The sequence below is a fragment of the Ancylobacter koreensis genome (genome assembly GCF_023016525.1).
Classification (GTDB): Bacteria; Pseudomonadota; Alphaproteobacteria; order Rhizobiales; family Xanthobacteraceae; genus Ancylobacter; species Ancylobacter koreensis.
In genome coordinates, this window is sequence record NZ_JALKCG010000009.1 from 104,240 (window position 1) to 123,022 (window position 18,783).

The following is an 18,783-nucleotide window of genomic DNA, read 5'->3' on the forward strand; positions in this document are numbered from 1 at the left end:
GACCGCTCAAGCAGCCGTCGCGGGCGCACGGCCGAACGCATCCTCGCGCGCGGCGGGAAGCACCCGCAGGGCGAAGGCGACGAGGCTGGCCTCGTCGGTCTCGCCCAGCTGCAGCGCCTCGATCAGCGCCGAGGCAAGGCGGGTGCGGGTATCCTCGTCATTGGCATCGGGGTGCATCTGGCGGGCGACCTGCTGCGCCCTGGCGGCGCATCTGTCCAGAAGCTCAACGGTCTCCGGATCGAACCGAACGAAACGCGACGACATCTCACTCCTCTCAGGGCCATTTGCGGCCGTGAGCCGATGTAGGGGCTTCGGGCACGACGACAAGCGTCAAGATGCCGCCTTCCCGGTTCTTCGCTCTCTTCCCGGTTCTCCGCTCTTGGGCGAATCGGCGGCACTAGGCGCCGCCACCGGCGGGGAGTAGGAATGTCCGGCCGGACGATCCGCGCGGAGAGACGAGATGGCCGACCAGCCGGGCAGCGAGACGCCGCCATATCCCTGTCACCCCGAAGAGATGAAGGCGGTGTGGGACCTGCGGGTCGGCAGGTTTGTCGCCGTTCAGGCCAGCGCGCGCTGGACGCCGGCGGGCGTCGTCACCGCCGGCATCGCCACCGCTGCCATCTTGCTGGCGACAAGCGTGCTGGTGCGCGCGGTGCGCTCCCCGCGCTGAGGTGCCGGTAGCCGGCAATGCCGATTGTGTTTCTCCCGCGACTGCGATGAATTGGGCGCGCCGGCCGCGCGCCCGGCACCGCTCCACGCCGCGCCCGACGATGATGCGTTCTCCCCGGAGGTTTCGATGTTCCTGTCCGTCAAGCTCGCCGCGCCGCTTGCGCTGATCCTGCCGCTGGCGCTCGCGGTGGCCCAGCCCGCGAGCGCGCAGACGGCCGCACCTGTGAAGACCGAGAGCAAGGCCGAGGCGCCCAAGCCGCGAAAGCTCGCCCCGGCGCAGGCGACGACGAAGACCTTCGGCCAGTGGAGCGTGACCTGCCGCGAGCGGCTCGACGTGAAGGACAGGAAGAGTTGCACGGCGAGCCTGAAGGTGCTCGAGGCCAGGTCGAAGAAGGTCGCGCTGCTCTGGCAGATCGGCCGCAACCCGGCGGGCGAGCCGGCCTTCCTGTTCCGCACCCCGCTCGGCGTACGGCTCGATGACGGGCTCGAGATCAGCCTCGACGGCGGGGCGGCGCGCCACTTCCACTTCGCCTCGTGCTCGTCCAACGGATGCCACGCTGTCGGCGCCTTCGACGAAGCCTTCGCCAAGGAGCTGGCGGGCGCCAGGGAGGCGGTGGCCAGCTTCACCTTCGTTGACGGGCAGGTGCTGAAGGTGGCGCTGCCGCTCGACGGCATCGACCAGGCGCTGCCCGCGCTGAAGGGCTGAGGCTGCCGGCCCTGCGGTCCGGGTCCCGATTCGCGGGTCCGGCGGGGGCGTCTATTCCTCGGCGCCTTCCGCGTCGGGCTTCTGCCCGCGGCGCGGGAAGATTCGATAGACCGTCGCGGAGGACACGCCGAGCGCGCGGGCGACCTGCGGCACCGCGTTGCCGGCGGCCAGCAGGCGCCGCGCCTTGGCGATGTCCTTCTTCGAGAGCGAGTGCGGCCGGCCGCGCCGGCGCGGCGCGCCATCGAGGTCCGGCGGCGTGGCGGCCGGGCTGGCGAGCGGCGCAAGAACCCGGCACGCAAAGGCCAGCGCCTCGCCGGACGGGATCATCATATCCATCGCCATGCCGCCGATCTGCAGCGTGGCGCCTTTCTCGCTCAGCCGGGCGATGGCGACGACCGCAGATTCGATGTCGTGCCCCACATGCGACATGGACGGCACGACCAGCACGTCGCCCCCGCGCATGAATTCGATCGCCGCGCGCAGCCCGGGCCGGTCGGCGCGCCGGTCGTCCTCGATATCGGAGAAGACGCGCTCGCAGCCGAGCTTCTCAAGCTGGGCGATGTCCGGGTGGCGCAGCGTTGCTTCGCTGTCCCGGCTCATATCGGCGCTTCCGTGCACGTTGTCGAAGGCCGCCCCGTTGGCCTGCTGGCCATCGGGTTCCACTACACAATAACCAACCAGCATGTTCCCCGCAGGCCGCTTTCTGCGGACGGAACGCGGTCGCCCAAAGTGACGACCGTCGTTCATCCCTTCCCCGAATGCGTAGCAAAAATAGCACACACGGCGCCAATCACCACCGGCGCGGGAAGGCAAAATGAGCAGGTATTAATATGAGGGAATTTGTGAAATTTTGCACGCGAAACGTGCGAATCCACAACCCGTTGAACATAGGGCATTTCTGTGACCCTCTTGCGGTCAGCGCGGGGCGGCGGTTTTTTTTGAGAGCCGGAATTATGCGATACTGCCGGTTTGATCAGCCTCTTGCCGCTTTTCGTGGCGCCGATCTAGCTTCCCGATGCCGAAACCGAATCCGGACCGAGAGCCGGAAGTACGGGCAAATTTGGAAAAGGCGGGAGTTTATTCCGCCGATGGGTTGGGAGCTGTTTGATGTCGACCGTTATTGCGGCGTCGCGCCGTTGGGCGCGTGGTTCGAAGCTGGCTGCGAAGCGTAAGTCGCTAATGTCTCCGGCGGTGGAGCACCGTAAGGGGGCGCTGTTCAGCTCGGTCTCCACGCTTGCGCTCAGCACGGTCTTCGTCGCCCTCGCGGTGACGGTGGCGCCGCAGCCCGCTTCGGCGACGAGCTGCACGGGCAACGGCACCTCCACCATCGTCTGCGATACCACGGCTGGCTACGTGTCGACCGACATTGTCGGCACGGACGATCCCGATTCCATCAAGGTTCTCGGCGGCACCTACGGCTTCGACGGCACGACCTGGGACGCCATCGAGCTCCTGGGCAAGGCGGGCGGCGACACCATCTTCATCGGTGCCGACGGCGTCTCGGCCAACACGGGCAATGTCGAATATGGCGGCTCGGTGTCCGGCGGCGACGGCAACGACAAGATCACCATCGGCAGCGCGGATTCGACTGCGGATTACTGGGTGGGCATCCACGAAGACGTCAGCGGCGACAAGGGCGACGACGAAATTCTGATCAACGCTCTCCACGGCGACGTGACGATGGGCGGCGAGGTCAAGGGCGGCTCGGGCGAGGACAAGATCATCGCGACCGCGTCCGGGGACAGCAATTACGTCCTGTTCGAGAAGGACATCAGCGGCGGCTCCGGCGACGATTTCATCAAGCTGAAGGCGGATGACGACGGACTCATCACCTTCGACGACATCGAGGGTAATGGCAGCTACGGCGGCCATCATCTGGACGACGACGATGTCATCATCCTCTCGGCCGAGAAGGGTGGAGAGATCAAGGGCGACGACATCCGGGCCGGTGAAGACAACGATTTCGTCGGGCTGTTCGCGGAGAAGGGCGGCAAGATCACCGTCGACGACATTTCGGGCGGCGATGGGAGTGACAAGATCTACCTGACCGCCGAGAAGGGCGGCGAGATCCGCTTCGACGACATCTCCGGTGACGGCGGCTATGGCTATGGCAGCCGCTGGAGCCGCGAGAACGACAAGATCGTCCTGACGGCCGATAAGGGCGGCAAGATTTCCGGCGAGAACATTGACGGCAATGACGGCGAGGACTTCATCGGCCTGTTCGCCTCGGATGGCGGCGACATCTATGTCCGCGATATCGACGGCGGCGACGATGACGACGTGATCATCCTGTCGGCCGAGGACGGCCGCAGCGACATCCGCGCCCATGACATCGACGGCGGCGACGGCGAAGACTTCATCGGCCTGTTCGCCGAGAAGGGCGCCGAGATCAAGCTCGACGACATCGACGGCGGCGAGGACGACGACACCATCAAGCTGTCGGCGGAGAAGGGCGGCGAGATCCGGCTCGACGACATCAAGGGCGGCGACGGCGACGACGAGATCAAGCTCTCGGCCGACACGGGCGGCGAGATCAAGGTCGATGACATCACCGGCGGCAAGGGCGACGACAAGATCTTCCTGACCGCCGACGACGGCGGCGAGATCCGCTTCGACGACATCGCGGGCGACGGCGACAGTGGGTACGGCTACGGCCGCAGCTGGCACCGCAGCGAGGACGACGTGATCGTCCTTACCGCGAAGGACGGCGGCAAGATTTCCGGCGAGAACATCGACGGCAATGATGGCGAGGACTTCATCGGCCTGTTCGCCTCGGATGGCGGCGACATCTATGTCCGCGACATCGATGGCGGCGACGATGACGACGTGATCGTCCTGTCGGCCGAGGACGGCCGCAGCGACATCCGCGCCCATGACATCGACGGCGGCGACGGCGAAGACTTCATCGGCCTGTTTGCCGAGAAGGGCGCCGAGATCAAGATCGACGACATCGACGGCGGCGAGGACGACGACACCATCAAGCTGTCGGCGGAGAAGGGCGGCGAGATCACCCTCGACGACATCAAGGGCGGCGACGGCGACGACGAGATCAAGCTCTCGGCCGACACGGGCGGTGAGATCAAGGTCGATGACATCACCGGCGGCAAGGGCGACGACAAGATCTTCCTGACCGCCGACGACGGCGGCGAGATCCGCTTCGACGACATCGCGGGCGACGGCGACAGCGGGTACGGCTACGGCCGCAGCTGGCACCGCAGCGAGGACGACGTGATCGTTCTTACCGCCAAGGATGGTGGCAAGATTTCCGGCGAGAACATCGACGGCAATGATGGCGAGGACTTCATCGGCCTGTTCGCCTCGGATGGCGGCGACATCTATGTCCGCGACATCGACGGCGGCGACGATGACGACGTGATCGTCCTGTCGGCCGAGGATGGCCGCAGCGACATCCGCGCCCATGACATCGACGGTGGCGATGGCGAAGACTTCATCGGCCTGTTCGCCGAGAAGGGCGCCGAGATCAAGATCGACGACATCGACGGCGGCGAGGACGACGACACCATCAAGCTGTCGGCGGAGAAGGGCGGCGAGATCACCGTCGACGACATCAAGGGCGGCAAGGGCGACGACAAGATCTTCCTGTCGGCGGAGAAGGGCGGCGAGATCCGCTTCAACGACATCGAAGGCGACGGCGAGTACGGCCGCTATCGCGACAATGACGACAAGATCATCCTGTCGGCCACCGATGGCGGCACGATCGTCGGCGACAATATCGACGGTAATGACGGCACGGACTTCATCGGCCTGTTCGTGTCGGATGGCGGCGACATCTATGTCCACGACATCGACGGCGGCGACGGAGACGATGTGATCGTGCTGTCGGCCGAGGATCGCCGCAGCGACATCCGCGCCGACGATATCGACGGCGGCGACGACGAGGACTTCATCGGGCTGTTCGCCGAGAAGGGTGCCGAGATCAAGGTCGACGACATCGACGGCGGCGACGACGACGACACCATCAAGCTGTCGGCGGAGAAGGGCGGCGAGATCACCGTCGACGACATCAAGGGCGGCAAGGGCGACGACAAGGTCTTCCTGATCGCCGACAAGGGCGGCGAGATCCGCTTCGACAATATCGAGGGCGACGGCGAGTACGGCCACTACCACGACAATGACGACAAGATCGTCCTGTTCGCCCAGCGGGGCGGTGAGATCAGCGGCAAGGACATCGACGGCAACAGCGGCGGCGACTTCATCGGCGTCATCGCCGATGGCGGCCAGATCCGCCTCGACGATATCGACGGCGGCGACGGCGACGACACCATCGTGGTCGCCGGCACCGACGACGAGGATAGCTGGATCCGCCTCGACAACATCCGTGGCGGCGATGGTGACGATTACGTCAAGCTGTCCGGCCTCGACAACATGAACTCGAACTTCTCGATCTGGGGCGGTCTCGACGGTGGCCGCGGTTTCGACACGCTGGTCGTCACCAATGGCAGCACGCTGTCGCTCGACGATGTGGAGCACTTTCAGCAGCTCGGCGTCTCCAAGAACTCCTATCTCGAGCTGACGCAGCGTTATGTGAACTTCAACGGGACGGAGGGCACGGACGGCCTCGTGGTGGTCGATCCCACCTCCTATCTGCGCCTCACCGACTCGAAGGCCGATCTCGACACCGGCACTTTCGTGCTGGAGGGCTCGGCCGATGAGGCCGGCTATCGCGAGATTTACACCGGCCCGGACGCCGGCTTCCTCAAGGTCACCGGCGGCGTGCTCGATGTGGCGGGCAATTCCGTGGACGGCACCAGCAACACCCGCGTCGAGCTCTATCACCATGACGGTGACGAGACGCTGGGCGACCTGCCGGCCGCGACCTTCATCAACCAGGGCACCATCGCCCTGCATAACGGCCAGTTCGTCTCCGGCATCCCGCAGGACGTCGCCGGCGACCGCTTCACCATCAACGGCGACTATATCGGCGGCGGCAACCTGCTGATCGACACCTTCCTGTACGACGCGGCGAGCGCGACGGACATTCTGGTGATCAACGGCAACGTCTCCTCCGAAGCCGTCACGACGATCTATGTGAACAACACCAATCCGGGCGAAGGCATCAACACCGGCACGACGGTGGGTTCGGGCATCAAGGTGGTCGACATCACCGAGGGCCATCTCTCGCCCGACGAAACCTTCCAGCTCGCGCAGAACCCGGTCAGCGGCCGGCGCGAGGTGATGGCCGGCGCCTTCGCCTACCGGCTGTATCAGGACCCGACCACCGGCGGCATGTCGGACGCCAGCAGCGGTGGCGACTGGTTCCTGCGCGCGGGCTACACCTCGCAGGCCACCAGCTACGCGACGGCGCCGTCGGCGGTGCAGAACCACTTCTACGCCGGCATGGACACGCTCTATAAGCGCCTCGGCGAGATGCGCCAGCAGGAGCAGTTCGAGGGCCGCAACGCCGATCTCGACCCGGTCACCGGCAAGGCTCCGGCCTTCCAGCCGCTGCCGGCGCCGAAGTTCCAGATGTGGGGCCGCGGCGGCGGTTCGGACCTGACCTATGACGTGTCCGGCGGCTGGGACTTCAGCCAGCAGACCTGGGGCATGCAGGCCGGCGGCGACTACACCTTCGACTATAGCGGCTGGCGCGTCACGGCCGGCGCCTTCGGCGGCTATGGCTGGTCTGACGTGGACGTCGCCGGCGACTGGACCTCGTGGGACAGCGGCTCGTCGATGGACATCAACGGCTGGTCGGCGGGTATCTACACCTCGATCCGGCAGGTCGGCCTGGCCCCGGGCGCGGGTTTCTACACCGACCTCGTCGGCAAGGTCGACGTGCTGGACATCGACATCACCTCGACGAGCAACGTCACTGCCAATACCAGCGCGAATGTGTGGGGTGCCTCTGCCGAGGTGGGCTACGGCTTCGAGATGCCCAATGCGTGGGTCATCCAGCCGCAGGTGCAGCTCGCCTATGTCGTCGCCAAGCAGGATGACTACTACGACTCGATCGGCACCTACGTCTCGCCGGGCGATGCCCAGTCGCTCATCGGCCGCTTGGGCCTGCAGGTCCAGTCGACCTATGTGATGGCAACCGGCCAGACGATCACGCCCTACGCGACGTTCAACGTGCTGTCCGAGTTCATGGGCGACAACAAGACCAACGTGGCGGGCACCGTGCTGACCAGCGACATCAACGGCACCTGGTACAATGCCGGCCTCGGCTTCACCGCCGACCTCAACAGCACCGTGGCGCTTTTCGGCAACGCCGAATACAACTTCGGCGATGTCGAGGGCTGGGTCGGGCAGGGCGGTATCAAGTTCCGCTGGTGATCTCCGTCCAGGCGGGCACCGCACGGCTGCGGAACGCCTGAAACAACCTCGGAATGGGCCGGCCTCGTGGTCGGCCCATTGCTTTGACAGCCCGTTCGTGCTCGATCGTGAGCAACGGGCCGGGCGCCGGTCCGGGGCTGCCTTTCCCGCGCGGGTTCGCGATTGCCGGGCCTGCCCATGCCGTTCAGCCAGAGTTCCCTGATCGGAAGCGCGCGCCGCCTCCGGGCGCGGGAGGCTCGGAACATCCGCCGGAGGATTTCATGCACCCTGTCACCAAACTGGCCGTCGGCCTGCTGGCGCTGCCGCTGCTCGTCGCCGGCCCGGCCGCCATGGCCCAGCAGGCGCCCGCCGAGAGCGCCGCGCCGGTTCGCACCGAGACCACCGTGTTCGATAACTGGGTGGTGACCTGCCGGGCCAAGCTCGAAAAGGGTGCCAAGCGTTCCTGCGCCGCGGCGCTGAAGGTCACGGAGAGCAAGTCGCAGAAGACTGTGCTGCTCTGGCAGATCGGCCAGGATGCTGCGGGCGCGCCGGCCTATCTCATCCGCACCCCGCTCGGCGTGCGCATCAAGGACGGCGTGCAGATCGTCATCAACAAGGGCAAGCCGCGCAAGGTCGACTTCGCCTCCTGCACCAGCAATGGCTGCGAAGCCACCGGCACCTTCGATGACGCCTTTGCCAAGGAGCTCACGGCGGCCAAGGAGGTCATGGCCAGCTTCGTGCTGACCACGGGGCAGACCGTGCAGATCGCGCTGCCGATCGGCGGCATCGACAAGGCCCTGCCGGCGCTGAAGGGCTGATACCACCCGCGCTCGCCCGGCGCCCGGGCCTCGGTCGCCCCGAGGGCAGTCGAAATCGTGGTCGCCATCCCCGGCGTCGCGCGATGCGCCTTCCGCCATTCCCACCGCCCGCATTCGCCGGCGGTGTGGTCGAGGAGGGTCGTTACGGGCGCCAAGACCTGTTGCCGACGCGCGGCAGCCATGAAGTCGATTGCGCCTGCGCTCCCGAATGTTACATTTCACGCGAGATGTTGAACAATTCGATCCTGGCCGAGCCCGTCACGCGGCTCGCCGGGTCGGCGGCTTCGGCCGGGGAAGAGCAATGGTCGACGAGACCCGGAGCTGGGCCGACGATCGGGGGACGCAGACGTCCACCCGTGAGGAGCGGACGCATGCGCGCTCGCGCCACCGCCACTGGCGCGGGCGGGGCGAGCCTTCGTCCGAACGCACCTGCGAGGGCGGCAACCAGCCGCGCCCGCGCAACAATGAGCCGAGCTACGCCGCGCTCGACCTCGGAACCAATAATTGCCGCCTGCTGATCGCCCGTCCCACGGCGAGCGGCTTCCGCGTCGTCGATGCCTTCTCCCGCATCGTGCGGCTGGGCGAGGGGCTCATCTGCTCCGGTCGGCTTGGCGAGGCGGCGATGGACCGCGCGGTCGACGCGCTGAAGGTGTGCGCCGGCAAGATCGGGGCGCGCAATATCGCCGACCGTCGGCTCATCGCCACCGAGGCTTGCCGCTCGGCGGTCAATGGCGCGGACTTCATCCGCCGGGTCGAACGCGAGACCGGGCTGGCGCTGGAGATCGTCGACCGCGAGACCGAGGCGCGCCTCGCCGCGGCCGGCTGCACGCCGCTGGTCGATCCGCTTTCCGATGGCGCGGTGCTGTTCGACATCGGCGGCGGCTCCACCGAGGTGGTCTGGCTGGACCGGGTGGAAACGCGCGACGGCGGCCCGCCGGCGGCGGTCATCCGCGCCTGGGTGTCGGTGCCGCTCGGCGTGGTCACCGTGGCCGAACGCCATGGCGGCGTGAAGGTGACGCGCGACGATTTCGAGGCGATGGTCAACGAGTTCACCCCGCATCTCGAAGGCTTCGTGAAGGCCGTGGGGCCGCATAATTGCGGCCGTCTGCATCTGCTGGGCACCTCGGGCACGGTGACGACCATCGCCGGCGTGCATCTCGACCTGCCGCGCTACGACCGCTCCCAGGTCGACGGCACGTGGCTGGGCGCCGAGCAGGTGCGGGTGGTGGTCGACCGGCTGCTGGACATGCCCTTCGCCGAGCGCGCCGCCAATCCCTGCATCGGCGTCGAGCGCGCCGATCTCGTCCTGGCAGGCTGCGCCATTCTCGAATCCGTGCGCCGGGCCTTTCCGTGCGACAGGCTGCGCGTGGCCGACCGGGGGCTCCGCGAGGGCATATTGGTGGAACTGATGCGCGCCGACGGCGTCTGGCGCCAGAGGGCCGGAGCGACGACGACGTGATTGACAAGCCCCAGCCCGGCAAGGGGGGCGAGGCGCGGCCGCTGAAGGTTCGGCTGAAGAAGGCCCGCTCGCTCTCGTCTTCCTCGCAGAAATGGCTTCAGCGCCAGCTCAACGACCCCTATGTCGCCCGCGCCAAGCGCGAGGGATGGCGCTCGCGCGCCGCCTTCAAGCTGATCGAGATCGACGAGAAGGTGAAGATCCTCAAGCCCGGTCTGCGTGTGGTGGACCTCGGCGCGGCGCCCGGCGGCTGGAGCCAGGTCGCCGCGAAGAGGATCAAGCTCGAGGAAGGGCGCGGCAGGATCGTCGCCATCGACCTGCTCGAAATCGACCCGATTGCCGGCGTCGACTTCGCGCAGATGGACTTCCTCAAGGACGACGCGCCGGACCGGCTGAAGGAGATGCTCGGAGGCGACGCCGACCTCGTCATGTCCGACATGGCCGCCAACACGACCGGACACAGGGCCACCGACCATCTGCGCATCGTCGGGCTGGTGGAACTCGCCATCGACTTCGCGCGGCAGGTGCTGGCGCCCGGCGGCGCCTTCGTCGCCAAGGTGTTCCAGGGCGGCACGGAGAATTCCCTGCTTGCCGAACTCAAGCGCGATTTCATCGCCGTGCGCCATGTGAAGCCGCAAGCGAGCCGCGCCGATTCCGCCGAGCTCTACGTGGTGGCGACGGGGTTCAGGGGGCGGCCGGCACGAGCAGAATGAAGGCAAGCGTCGGAAGGACCGCGAGCCACACGAGGATCGCCTGAAATCCCTCGATCTGCGCCGCGAGCATCTCCTGATGCGTGCGTGATCTACCCTCCAATATGCAGAGCTTTTCGCACTCCAGCAGCTGTCCCCACGCGTTGACGTGCCCCTTGCGCCAGCGCGTAAGCGTGAAACTCGGCCTTCCGAGCATGGTTTCGACGAAACGCTGCGCGGGGCCGGGAGGAAAGAGCGAGAACCGCAGGGCCAGCATCTCGACCTCGCGATAGAGGAGGGGATTCTTTATCTGCTCTCGTTCTTCGATAATGATGCTGCGGTACAGGCGGACGAAGCTGACGACGATGCTGCGTTCCGACAGACGCAGAAACGTCTCCGACACCAGGCCCAGGCGAACGGAAACGGCCGTCTGTTCGAAATAGGCCGCTATGGCCCGGGCGCGGTCCGCAACGATGGGGTCGCCCTTAACGGCTTTGCTCAGGCCATCGCTCGCCATGTAGGCTTCAAGCGAGACCAGAAACCGGAAAATCTCGGTGTTCTCGGGCGCGTCTATGAGAAATTTGTAGCTGTTCTGATCGCGATAGGCAGCGCGGCTGATCCGGCCGCTGGCGATCCAGGTCAGAACAAGGCTGGGAATGCCTATAAGCCCGACCACCAGAGTGGCAGGCCCTTCGTCCACTTGCAGGCACTGCGCGCCGACGACCCACTGGCACAAAGGGTCGAGAAGGGACAGAACCGCCATCTGGAATTATCAGATGGTCGGCCAGGGACGATCTACCATTGAACTGCCGTCTGTGAGATTTCGGGAAACAGGCTCCTGTCGAGCAGGCATGTTGATACAACAACAGGGCCGCGCCAGCAAGGTTCCTCGCCTACGCCGCGCTGCCCATCTCGTTCGGCGTCTCGGCGGGGGCGGCGGGCTTGACGCGGCGCTGCGCCAGTTCCGCCCCGGCATCGGGCGGCAGCCGCAGGAAGAAGAACACCGAGCACACCGCGATTGCCGAGACCACGAGGAAGGCCACGCTGAAGTCGGCCAGCTGTATCTCGCCCGTACCGCGCCATGTCCGCATGCCGTCGAGCACCAGCGCGGCGGTGGCGACGCCGGTGGAGATCGACACCTGCTGCGCCACGCTGGCGAAGCTGGTCGCCCGGCTCATCGCCTCGGACGGCACGTCGGCATAGGAGAGCGCGTTCGTGCTGGTGAACTGCAGCGAGCGGAAAAAGCCGCCGAGCAGCAGCGCTCCGATCAGCACCAGATGCGGCATGTCCGGCCGGAACAGCGCCCCGACGGCGATGAAGACCGACGCGATTAGGCAATTGACCACTAGCACCCGGCGGAAGCCAAAGGCGCGGATGATCGGCGCGGCGGTGAACTTCATCGTCATCGCGCCGGCGGCGGAGGCGAAGGTGATGAGCCCCGAGGCGAAGGGGCTCATGCCGAAGCCGAGCTGCAGAAGCAGCGGCAGCAGGAAGGGCAGGGCGCCGATGCCGATGCGGAACAGCGAGGCGCCGACCACGCCGGCATAGAAGGTCGGGATCTTCAGCAGGTTGAGGTCGAGGATCGGCCGGTCGGTGTGGCGCGCATGGCGGACATAGAACACCATTGCCACCGCGCCCACCGCGATGACCGCGAAGGCGATGGAGGGCGACACCGCGTGCTGGCCGAGCAGCGCGAAGCCGAAGACGAGGCCCGCCAGCCCGACGCCCGACAGCGCCATGCCGCGGAAATCGAAGGCCGGCACGTTCTCCTCGCGTATGTCGGGAATGAAGCGCGTGGCGAGCGCGATGCCGACGAGCCCGATCGGCAGGTTGAGGAAGAAGATGTAGCGCCAGTCGAAATAGGTGGTGATGAAGCCGCCGAGCGGCGGGCCGAGCACCGGCCCCAGCAAGGCTGGGATGGTGAGCCAGGCGAGCGCGGAGACCAGCTCTTCCTTCGGCACGGTGCGCAGGATGACGAGGCGGCCGACCGGCACCATCATCGCTCCGCCCATGCCCTGGATGATGCGGAAGGCCACGAAGTCCGGCAGCGAGTGCGCCATTCCGCACAGCAGCGAGCCGATGGTGAAGATGATAATGGCGGCGCGGAACACGGTGCGCGAGCCGAATCGGTCGGCGAACCAGCCGCTGGCCGGAATGAACACCGCGAGGCTGAGCAGATATGACGTCAGCGCCAGCTTGAGCGAGATCGGGTCCTCATGCAGATCGGCCGCGATGGCCGGCAGCGAGGTCGCGATGACGGTCGAATCGAGCTGCTCCATGAACAGCGCGCAGGCGACGATCAGGGGGACGAGACGTTCGGAGCGCACGGCTGGGACCGGTTCCTCAGTGGGGGTGGGCAGGTTGTCGACAGTTCTCACGCCTATAACGCTGCAAACGGGCGTCGGCGACCCGGATCGCACGCAAAAATCCGTCATCACGTTCGGGTTACGTAGCGGTTGCACCGCCCGTGCGGCCGCGTGGTATCCGCGTGGCCGCAATGCGTGCGGCACAGAGGTACAAGCCTAGGAAAGCGGTGCGGGCCATGGTATGAGCCCTCGCCAACTCGGAGGGAGTGGGCGGACGTTGGCGCCCAGCCTCGCTTCGTTCATCCATCAATAGGGCGCACCCGGAGCATGCTCCGAAAGCCCGCATACGGGAGTTGGCGATGTCGGTTTACGACGGCCTCGCGCGGGAAGCGCTCACCTTCGACGACGTGCTCCTCAAGCCGGGTCTTTCCGACGTCATGCCGGGCGAGGTGGATATCCGCTCGCGCGTCACCCGCTCCATCGCGCTGAACCTGCCGATCCTGTCCTCGGCCATGGACACGGTGACGGAATGGCGCCTTGCCATCGCCATGGCGCAGGCCGGCGGGCTCGGCGTCATCCACCGCAACCTCGATCCCGAGGTGCAGGCCGAGCATGTGCGCCTCGTGAAGAAATACGAGAGCGGCATGGTGGTGAACCCCGTCACCATCCACCCCGACCAGACGCTGGCCGACGCGCTGGCGCTGATGAAGCTCCACTCGATCTCGGGCATTCCGGTGGTCGAGCGCGGCGCCAACGGGCGCGCCGGCAAGCTGGTGGGCATCCTCACCAACCGCGACGTGCGCTTTGCCACTCATCCCGAGCAGCCGGTCTCCGAGCTGATGACCAAGGACCGGCTGATCACCGTCCGCGAGGGCGTGGTCGACCAGGCCGAGGCCAAGCGGCTGCTGCACACCTACCGCATCGAGAAGCTGCTGGTGGTGGACGATGAGGACCGCTGCGTCGGCCTGATCACCGTCAAGGACATGGAAAAGGCCGTCACCAACCCGAACGCCGCCAAGGACGAGCAGGGCCGCCTGCGCGTCGGCGCCGCGACGACGGTGGGCGAGGACGGCTATCGCCGCGCCGAGCTGCTGGTCGAGGCGGGCGTCGATCTCGTGGTCGTCGACACCGCGCACGGCCATTCCCGCAAGGTTCTCGATCAGGTCAGCCGCATCAAGACGCTGTCCAACAGCGTGCAGATCCTCGCCGGCAACGTCGCCACCGGCGACGGCGCGCAGGCGCTGATCGACGCGGGCGCGGACGCGGTGAAGGTCGGCATCGGGCCGGGCTCCATCTGCACCACCCGCATCGTCGCGGGCGTGGGCGTGCCCCAGCTCACTGCGATCCTCGACGCCGTGGAAGTGGCGAAGAAGAGCGGCGTTCCCGTGATCGCCGATGGCGGCATCAAGTTCTCCGGCGATCTCGCCAAGGCGCTGGCCGCCGGGGCCGACTGCGCGATGATCGGCTCGCTGCTGGCCGGCACGGACGAGAGCCCCGGCGAGGTCTACCTCTATCAGGGCCGCTCCTATAAGTCGTATCGCGGCATGGGCTCGGTGGGCGCCATGGCGCGCGGCTCGGCCGACCGCTACTTCCAGGCCGAGGTGAAGGACACGCTGAAGCTCGTGCCGGAAGGCATCGAGGGGCAGGTGGCCTATAAGGGTCCGGTCGGCGGCGTGCTGCACCAGCTCGCGGGCGGCCTGCGCGCCGCCATGGGCTATGTCGGCGGCGCCACGCTGGAGGATTTCCGCGAGAAGGCCCGCTTCGTGCGCATCTCCGGCGCCTCGCTGCGCGAGAGCCATGTGCACGACGTGACCATCACCCGCGAGAGCCCCAACTATCCCGGCGGGGTGTGAGCGGCGGGCCTGTTCGGTCCGCCTCGTGAAAGGGAGCGCGTTCCATGTACGTCACCGCCGTGCTGCTGCCGGTCTTCGTGCAGGTCGCACTCACCTTCGCGGTGCTCATCCGTCTCGGCATGAAGCGGCTTTCGGCCATCCGGGGCGGAGCGGTCGTGCGCGAGCGCGTGATCATCGACGAGACGGGCTGGCCGCTCGATGTGCGGCAGGCAAGCAACTGCTTCCGCAACCAGTTCGAAGTGCCGGTGCTGTTCTATGTGCTGGCCATTCTGGCGCTCATCACCCGGCAGGCGGGCGACGTCTTCGTCGTGCTGGCCTGGCTGTTCGTGCTGAGCCGGGTCGTCCACGCCGTGGTGCACGTCACCAGCAACGATGTGCGCTGGCGCTTCGGCGCCTTCGCCTTCGGCGTTCTTGTGCTTCTGGCCATGTGGGTGCTGTTCGCGCTGGCCATATTGCTGGCTCCGGCGCTGCCGTGAGCCTCGTATTGAGAATGGAGTTCCGATGACGCCGGCCGCCAGGCTTTCCGCCGCCATCGAGGTGATCGGCACGCTTCTGTCCGAACGCCGCCCGGCCGCCGACGTGCTGAAGGAGTGGGGCCGCAGCCACCGCTTCGCCGGGTCGGGAGACCGCGCGGCGCTGTCCTCGCTCGTTTATGACGCGCTGCGCCGGCGCGCCTCCGCCGCCTATGTCATGGGGGAAGCGGTCGGCGCGGAAACGCCCCGCGCATTGCTGCTCGGCACGCTGCGGCTCGCGCGCGGGGTCGATGCCGAGGCCATCGCCGCCCTGTGCGACGGCTCGCGTTTCGCTCCCGCCCCGCTGACCGACGACGAGCGCGCCCGCCTTGCCGACGCCTCGCTCGACGCGGCGCCCGCCGCCGTGCGCGGCGACTATCCCGAATGGCTCGACGCCCCACTCGCCGCCGTCTTCGGCGAGGCCCGCGCCGAGGAAGGCGCGGCGCTGGCCGAGCGCGCGCCGCTGGACCTGCGCGTCAATTCGCTGAAGGGCGCGATTGAAAAGGCACGCCAGCAGCTCGACCATCTCTCGCCCACGCCGGGAAACTGGTCGCCGCTGGCGCTGCGCATCGCGCTGGAGGCGGACGGCAAGGCGCCGCCGCTGACCGCCGAGCCGGCCTATCTCAAGGGCCTCGTCGAAATCCAGGACGAGGGCTCGCAGATCGCCGCCATCCTCGCCGCCCCGCCGCGCGGCGGGCAGGTGCTGGACCTGTGCGCCGGCGGTGGCGGCAAGACGCTGGAGCTTGCCGCGCTGATGGACAATGCCGGCCAGCTCTATGCCTATGACGACGATTTGCGTCGCCTCGCCCCGATCCACGAGCGGCTTCAGCGCGCGGGCGTGCACAATGTGCAGGTGCGCTCGCCCAAGGGGCGCGGCACCGAGCGCGCCGACGTGCTCGCCGATCTTGAAGGGCGCATGGACCTCGTTCTGGTCGACGCGCCCTGCACCGGCACCGGCACCTGGCGCCGCAACCCGGACGCCAAATGGCGCATGCGCCCCGGCGCGCTGGCCGAGCGCATGAAGGACCAGGCGGAAATCCTCGACGCCGCCGTGCGCTTCGTGAAGCCCGGCGGGCGGCTTGCCTATGTCACCTGCTCGCTGCTCGACGAGGAAAATGTGGGACAGGTGCGCGCCTTCCTCGACCGCCATGGCGAGTTCCGCATCGTGCCGCCCGCCGAGACGGCGCTGGCCCTCGGCGAGCGCGGCATCGCCCTGCGCGAAGCGGCGCTGGAGCGTCCCGAAGGCCTGCTGCTGACGCCCCGCCGCACCAACACCGACGGATTCTTCGTCAGCGTCATGGTACGCGGCGCATGAGCCGGATATGAACGCAAACCGACCGAGAGAGCTGACAGAGACACCATGAGCCAGACCGACGCTGCCGCCCATCACGACACGATCCTGATCATCGACTTCGGCTCGCAGGTCACGCAGCTCATCGCCCGCCGCGTGCGCGAGGAGGGTGTCTATTCGGAGATCGTGCCGTATCAGAGCGCGGCCGAGGCGGTGCGCCGGCTCAAGCCCGTCGGCATCATCTTCTCCGGCGGCCCGGCCTCGGTCATCGACGAAGGCAGCCCGCGTGCCCCGCAGGAGGCGTTCGACGCCGGCGTGCCCATCTTCGCCATTTGCTACGGCCAGCAGACCGCCGCGCTCCAGCTCGGCGGCGAGGTGGAGGGCGGCCACGCCGCCGAATTCGGCCGCGCCGAGGTGACGGTGAACAAGCCTTCCGCGCTCTATGATGGCGTGTGGGAGGTGGGCGAGCGCTACCCCGTCTGGATGAGCCATGGCGACCGCGTGACCCGACTGCCGGAAGGCTTCGAGGTGGTCGCTACCTCCGAGAACGCGCCCTGCGCCGTCGCGGTGGACGAGGAGCGGCGCATCTACACCACCATGTTCCACCCGGAAGTGGTGCACACCCCGCACGGCGCGGCGCTGATCCGCAACTTCGTGCGCCAGATTTCCGGCGCGCGCGGCGACTGGGGCATGAAGGCCTATCGCGACGAATCCATCCGCCGCATCCGCGAGCAGGTCGGCTCCGAGAAGGTGATCTGCGGCCTGTCGGGGGGTGTGGATTCCTCCGTCGCCGCCGTGCTGATCCATGAGGCGATCGGCGACCAGCTCACCTGCGTGTTCGTCGACCATGGCCTGCTGCGTCTGGGCGAGGCCGAGAAGGTGGTCACCCTGTTCCGCGACGCCTACAACATCCCGCTGGTGCACGTGGACGCCTCCGAGATGTTCCTCGGTGCGCTGGAAGGCGTCACTGACCCGGAAGTGAAGCGAAAGACCATCGGCAAGCTGTTCATCGACGTGTTCGAGGCCGAGGCGAAGAAGATCGGCCAAGATGGGACAGGGATTCCGGCGTTCCTTGCGCAGGGCACGCTCTACCCCGACGTGATCGAGTCTGTGTCCTTCACCGGCGGCCCGTCGGTGACGATCAAGAGCCACCACAATGTCGGTGGCCTGCCCGAGCGCATGAACATGAAGCTCGTCGAGCCGCTGCGCGAACTGTTCAAGGACGAGGTGCGCGCGCTCGGCCGCGAACTTGGCCTGCCCGAAGTCTTCGTCGGCCGCCACCCCTTCCCGGGGCCCGGCCTCGCCATTCGCTGCCCCGGCGAGATCACCCGCGACAAGCTCGACATATTGCGCCTCGCCGACGAGATCTATCTCGAAGAGATCCGCCGCCACGGCCTGTATGACGAGATCTGGCAGGCCTTCGCGGTGATCCTGCCGGTGAAGACGGTGGGCGTGATGGGCGACTACCGCACCTACGACTATGTGGTGGGCCTGCGCGCCGTGACCTCGGTCGACGGCATGACGGCGGACTTCTACCCCTTCGACATGGCCTTCCTCGGCCGCGTGGCGACGCGGATCGTCAACGAGGTAAAGGGCGTCAATCGCGTCGTCTACGACGTGACGAGCAAGCCGCCCGGGACGATCGAGTGGGAATGAACTAGGGTGGTTTCAGACCATCCCGAGCCGTGCCGGAGATCGAACCAACCCTCTGGCTAACAACGATTTTTCTTCCTACCCCGTATCACTGCATGTCATCCCAGCCGGACCACTTTGTTGGTACCGATGTTGGTATAGCGCAGGATGGTCGAGAAACGGCTTCCGGTACCAACAGCGCCTGTTGATGGTATCCGTTCGCCCCCCGACCGGATGCGGATTTATGAGCAAACTCACTGATAAAGAACTGAAAAATCTGAAGTCGAGGGCCAAACTCTACAAGGTGACGGACCGCGACGGGATGTATGCGGCCGTCACCCCGACCGGGGTCGTCTTGTTCCGGTATCAGTATCGGGTGAACGGGCGGCAGGAGGTCTTGACCATCGGCCGATATAGCGCCGCAGCAGCGCGCAGCCTGACACGGGCGCCCGAAGCGCTGGAATACGGCGTGGAGGTGTCGCTTGCGGAGGCATGGCCTGGTGCCGGTTTCGTGGACGCGCAGTTAAGCTAATCCGACGTCCCGCTCGAACTCCATCGGGCTGACGTAGCCGATGGTC

15 protein-coding genes are annotated in these 18,783 nt (G+C 66.9%); 11 read left to right on the top strand and 4 right to left on the bottom strand.

Translation table 11 applies throughout. The features are described from left to right. Nucleotides 1-6: 6 nt before the first annotated feature. The gene (locus MWN33_RS17715; RefSeq protein WP_247202376.1) at nt 7-264 is read right to left on the bottom strand and encodes a hypothetical protein; all 258 of its coding nucleotides are present in this window, start codon (nt 262-264) and stop codon (nt 7-9) included. A 196-nt stretch (nt 265-460) separates the two neighbouring features. On the opposite strand from MWN33_RS17715, the gene MWN33_RS17720 reads away from it, so the two are divergent. Both MWN33_RS17720 and MWN33_RS17725 read left to right on the top strand, forming a co-directional pair. Next, entirely contained in the window at nt 461-670 is a 210-nt protein-coding gene (locus tag MWN33_RS17720; protein ID WP_247202377.1) for a hypothetical protein, read from the top strand. Between the two features lie 126 nt (nt 671-796). After that, nucleotides 797-1,375: an invasion associated locus B family protein gene (locus tag MWN33_RS17725; protein WP_247202378.1), complete on the top strand. Its 579-nt coding sequence runs from the start codon at nt 797-799 to the stop codon at nt 1,373-1,375. A 51-nt stretch (nt 1,376-1,426) separates the two neighbouring features. On the opposite strand, the gene MWN33_RS17730 is transcribed toward MWN33_RS17725, so the two are convergent. Further along, nucleotides 1,427-1,975 (bottom strand): recombinase family protein, encoded by a 549-nt coding sequence (locus tag MWN33_RS17730; protein ID WP_247202379.1) that lies wholly within the window; start codon nt 1,973-1,975, stop codon nt 1,427-1,429. A gap of 579 nt (nt 1,976-2,554) precedes the next feature. Between MWN33_RS17730 and MWN33_RS17735 the strand changes: the two genes are divergently transcribed. The 4 genes from MWN33_RS17735 (at nt 2,555) to MWN33_RS17750 (ending at nt 10,635) form a co-directional block, all read left to right on the top strand. Further along, nucleotides 2,555-7,669: an autotransporter family protein gene (locus tag MWN33_RS17735; RefSeq protein ID WP_247202380.1), complete on the top strand. Its 5,115-nt coding sequence runs from the start codon at nt 2,555-2,557 to the stop codon at nt 7,667-7,669. A gap of 260 nt (nt 7,670-7,929) precedes the next feature. After that, the gene (locus MWN33_RS17740; protein ID WP_247202381.1) at nt 7,930-8,466 is read left to right on the top strand and encodes an invasion associated locus B family protein; all 537 of its coding nucleotides are present in this window, start codon (nt 7,930-7,932) and stop codon (nt 8,464-8,466) included. Between the two features lie 301 nt (nt 8,467-8,767). Further along, nucleotides 8,768-9,925: a Ppx/GppA phosphatase family protein gene (locus MWN33_RS17745; RefSeq protein ID WP_247202382.1), complete on the top strand. Its 1,158-nt coding sequence runs from the start codon at nt 8,768-8,770 to the stop codon at nt 9,923-9,925. Continuing rightward, nucleotides 9,922-10,635, top strand: coding sequence for an RlmE family RNA methyltransferase (locus tag MWN33_RS17750; RefSeq protein ID WP_247202383.1), 714 nt, complete (start codon nt 9,922-9,924; stop codon nt 10,633-10,635). Before MWN33_RS17745 ends, MWN33_RS17750 begins: the two co-directional genes overlap by 4 nt. On the opposite strand, the gene MWN33_RS17755 is transcribed toward MWN33_RS17750, so the two are convergent. Together MWN33_RS17755 and MWN33_RS17760 are read right to left on the bottom strand one after the other, a co-directional pair. Further along, nucleotides 10,607-11,374, bottom strand: a complete 768-nt coding sequence (locus MWN33_RS17755) for a DUF4760 domain-containing protein (RefSeq protein WP_247202384.1) — start codon at nt 11,372-11,374, stop codon at nt 10,607-10,609. The two genes, MWN33_RS17750 and MWN33_RS17755, sit on opposite strands and share 29 nt — an antisense overlap. 130 nt (nt 11,375-11,504) lie before the next feature. Beyond that, nucleotides 11,505-12,938 carry a DHA2 family efflux MFS transporter permease subunit gene (locus MWN33_RS17760; RefSeq protein ID WP_247202385.1) on the bottom strand — a complete coding sequence of 478 codons (1,434 nt, stop codon included), beginning with the start codon at nt 12,936-12,938 and terminating at the stop codon, nt 11,505-11,507. A gap of 338 nt (nt 12,939-13,276) precedes the next feature. Between MWN33_RS17760 and guaB the strand changes: the two genes are divergently transcribed. The 5 genes from guaB to MWN33_RS17785 all read left to right on the top strand — a co-directional run bounded on the left by guaB (nt 13,277) and on the right by MWN33_RS17785 (nt 18,737). Beyond that, a complete protein-coding gene (guaB, locus tag MWN33_RS17765; RefSeq protein WP_247202386.1) occupies nt 13,277-14,770 on the top strand; it encodes an IMP dehydrogenase in 1,494 nt (497 codons plus the stop codon). A 44-nt stretch (nt 14,771-14,814) separates the two neighbouring features. Continuing rightward, the gene (locus MWN33_RS17770; RefSeq protein ID WP_247202387.1) at nt 14,815-15,246 is read left to right on the top strand and encodes an MAPEG family protein; all 432 of its coding nucleotides are present in this window, start codon (nt 14,815-14,817) and stop codon (nt 15,244-15,246) included. Nucleotides 15,247-15,271: 25 nt separating this feature from the next. Next, nucleotides 15,272-16,597 (top strand): RsmB/NOP family class I SAM-dependent RNA methyltransferase, encoded by a 1,326-nt coding sequence (locus MWN33_RS17775; RefSeq protein ID WP_247202388.1) that lies wholly within the window; start codon nt 15,272-15,274, stop codon nt 16,595-16,597. Between the two features lie 45 nt (nt 16,598-16,642). After that, nucleotides 16,643-18,229 (top strand): glutamine-hydrolyzing GMP synthase, encoded by a 1,587-nt coding sequence (guaA, locus tag MWN33_RS17780; RefSeq protein ID WP_247202389.1) that lies wholly within the window; start codon nt 16,643-16,645, stop codon nt 18,227-18,229. Between the two features lie 220 nt (nt 18,230-18,449). Next, entirely contained in the window at nt 18,450-18,737 is a 288-nt protein-coding gene (locus MWN33_RS17785; RefSeq protein WP_425532023.1) for an Arm DNA-binding domain-containing protein, read from the top strand. Nucleotides 18,738-18,783: the final 46 nt, after the last annotated feature.

What these genes read in the sequence shown, in the direction of transcription:
- MWN33_RS17715 (WP_247202376.1), bottom strand. Translation starts at nt 264, where the DNA reads ATGTCGTCGCGTTTCGTTCGGTTCGATCCGGAGACCGTTGAGCTTCTG.
- MWN33_RS17720 (WP_247202377.1), top strand. Translation starts at nt 461, where the DNA reads ATGGCCGACCAGCCGGGCAGCGAGACGCCGCCATATCCCTGTCACCCC.
- MWN33_RS17725 (WP_247202378.1), top strand. Translation starts at nt 797, where the DNA reads ATGTTCCTGTCCGTCAAGCTCGCCGCGCCGCTTGCGCTGATCCTGCCG.
- MWN33_RS17730 (WP_247202379.1), bottom strand. Translation starts at nt 1,975, where the DNA reads ATGAGCCGGGACAGCGAAGCAACGCTGCGCCACCCGGACATCGCCCAG.
- MWN33_RS17735 (WP_247202380.1), top strand. Translation starts at nt 2,555, where the DNA reads ATGTCTCCGGCGGTGGAGCACCGTAAGGGGGCGCTGTTCAGCTCGGTC.
- MWN33_RS17740 (WP_247202381.1), top strand. Translation starts at nt 7,930, where the DNA reads ATGCACCCTGTCACCAAACTGGCCGTCGGCCTGCTGGCGCTGCCGCTG.
- MWN33_RS17745 (WP_247202382.1), top strand. Translation starts at nt 8,768, where the DNA reads ATGGTCGACGAGACCCGGAGCTGGGCCGACGATCGGGGGACGCAGACG.
- MWN33_RS17755 (WP_247202384.1), bottom strand. Translation starts at nt 11,374, where the DNA reads ATGGCGGTTCTGTCCCTTCTCGACCCTTTGTGCCAGTGGGTCGTCGGC.
- guaB (WP_247202386.1), top strand. Translation starts at nt 13,277, where the DNA reads ATGTCGGTTTACGACGGCCTCGCGCGGGAAGCGCTCACCTTCGACGAC.
- MWN33_RS17770 (WP_247202387.1), top strand. Translation starts at nt 14,815, where the DNA reads ATGTACGTCACCGCCGTGCTGCTGCCGGTCTTCGTGCAGGTCGCACTC.
- MWN33_RS17775 (WP_247202388.1), top strand. Translation starts at nt 15,272, where the DNA reads ATGACGCCGGCCGCCAGGCTTTCCGCCGCCATCGAGGTGATCGGCACG.
- guaA (WP_247202389.1), top strand. Translation starts at nt 16,643, where the DNA reads ATGAGCCAGACCGACGCTGCCGCCCATCACGACACGATCCTGATCATC.
- MWN33_RS17785 (WP_425532023.1), top strand. Translation starts at nt 18,450, where the DNA reads ATGAGCAAACTCACTGATAAAGAACTGAAAAATCTGAAGTCGAGGGCC.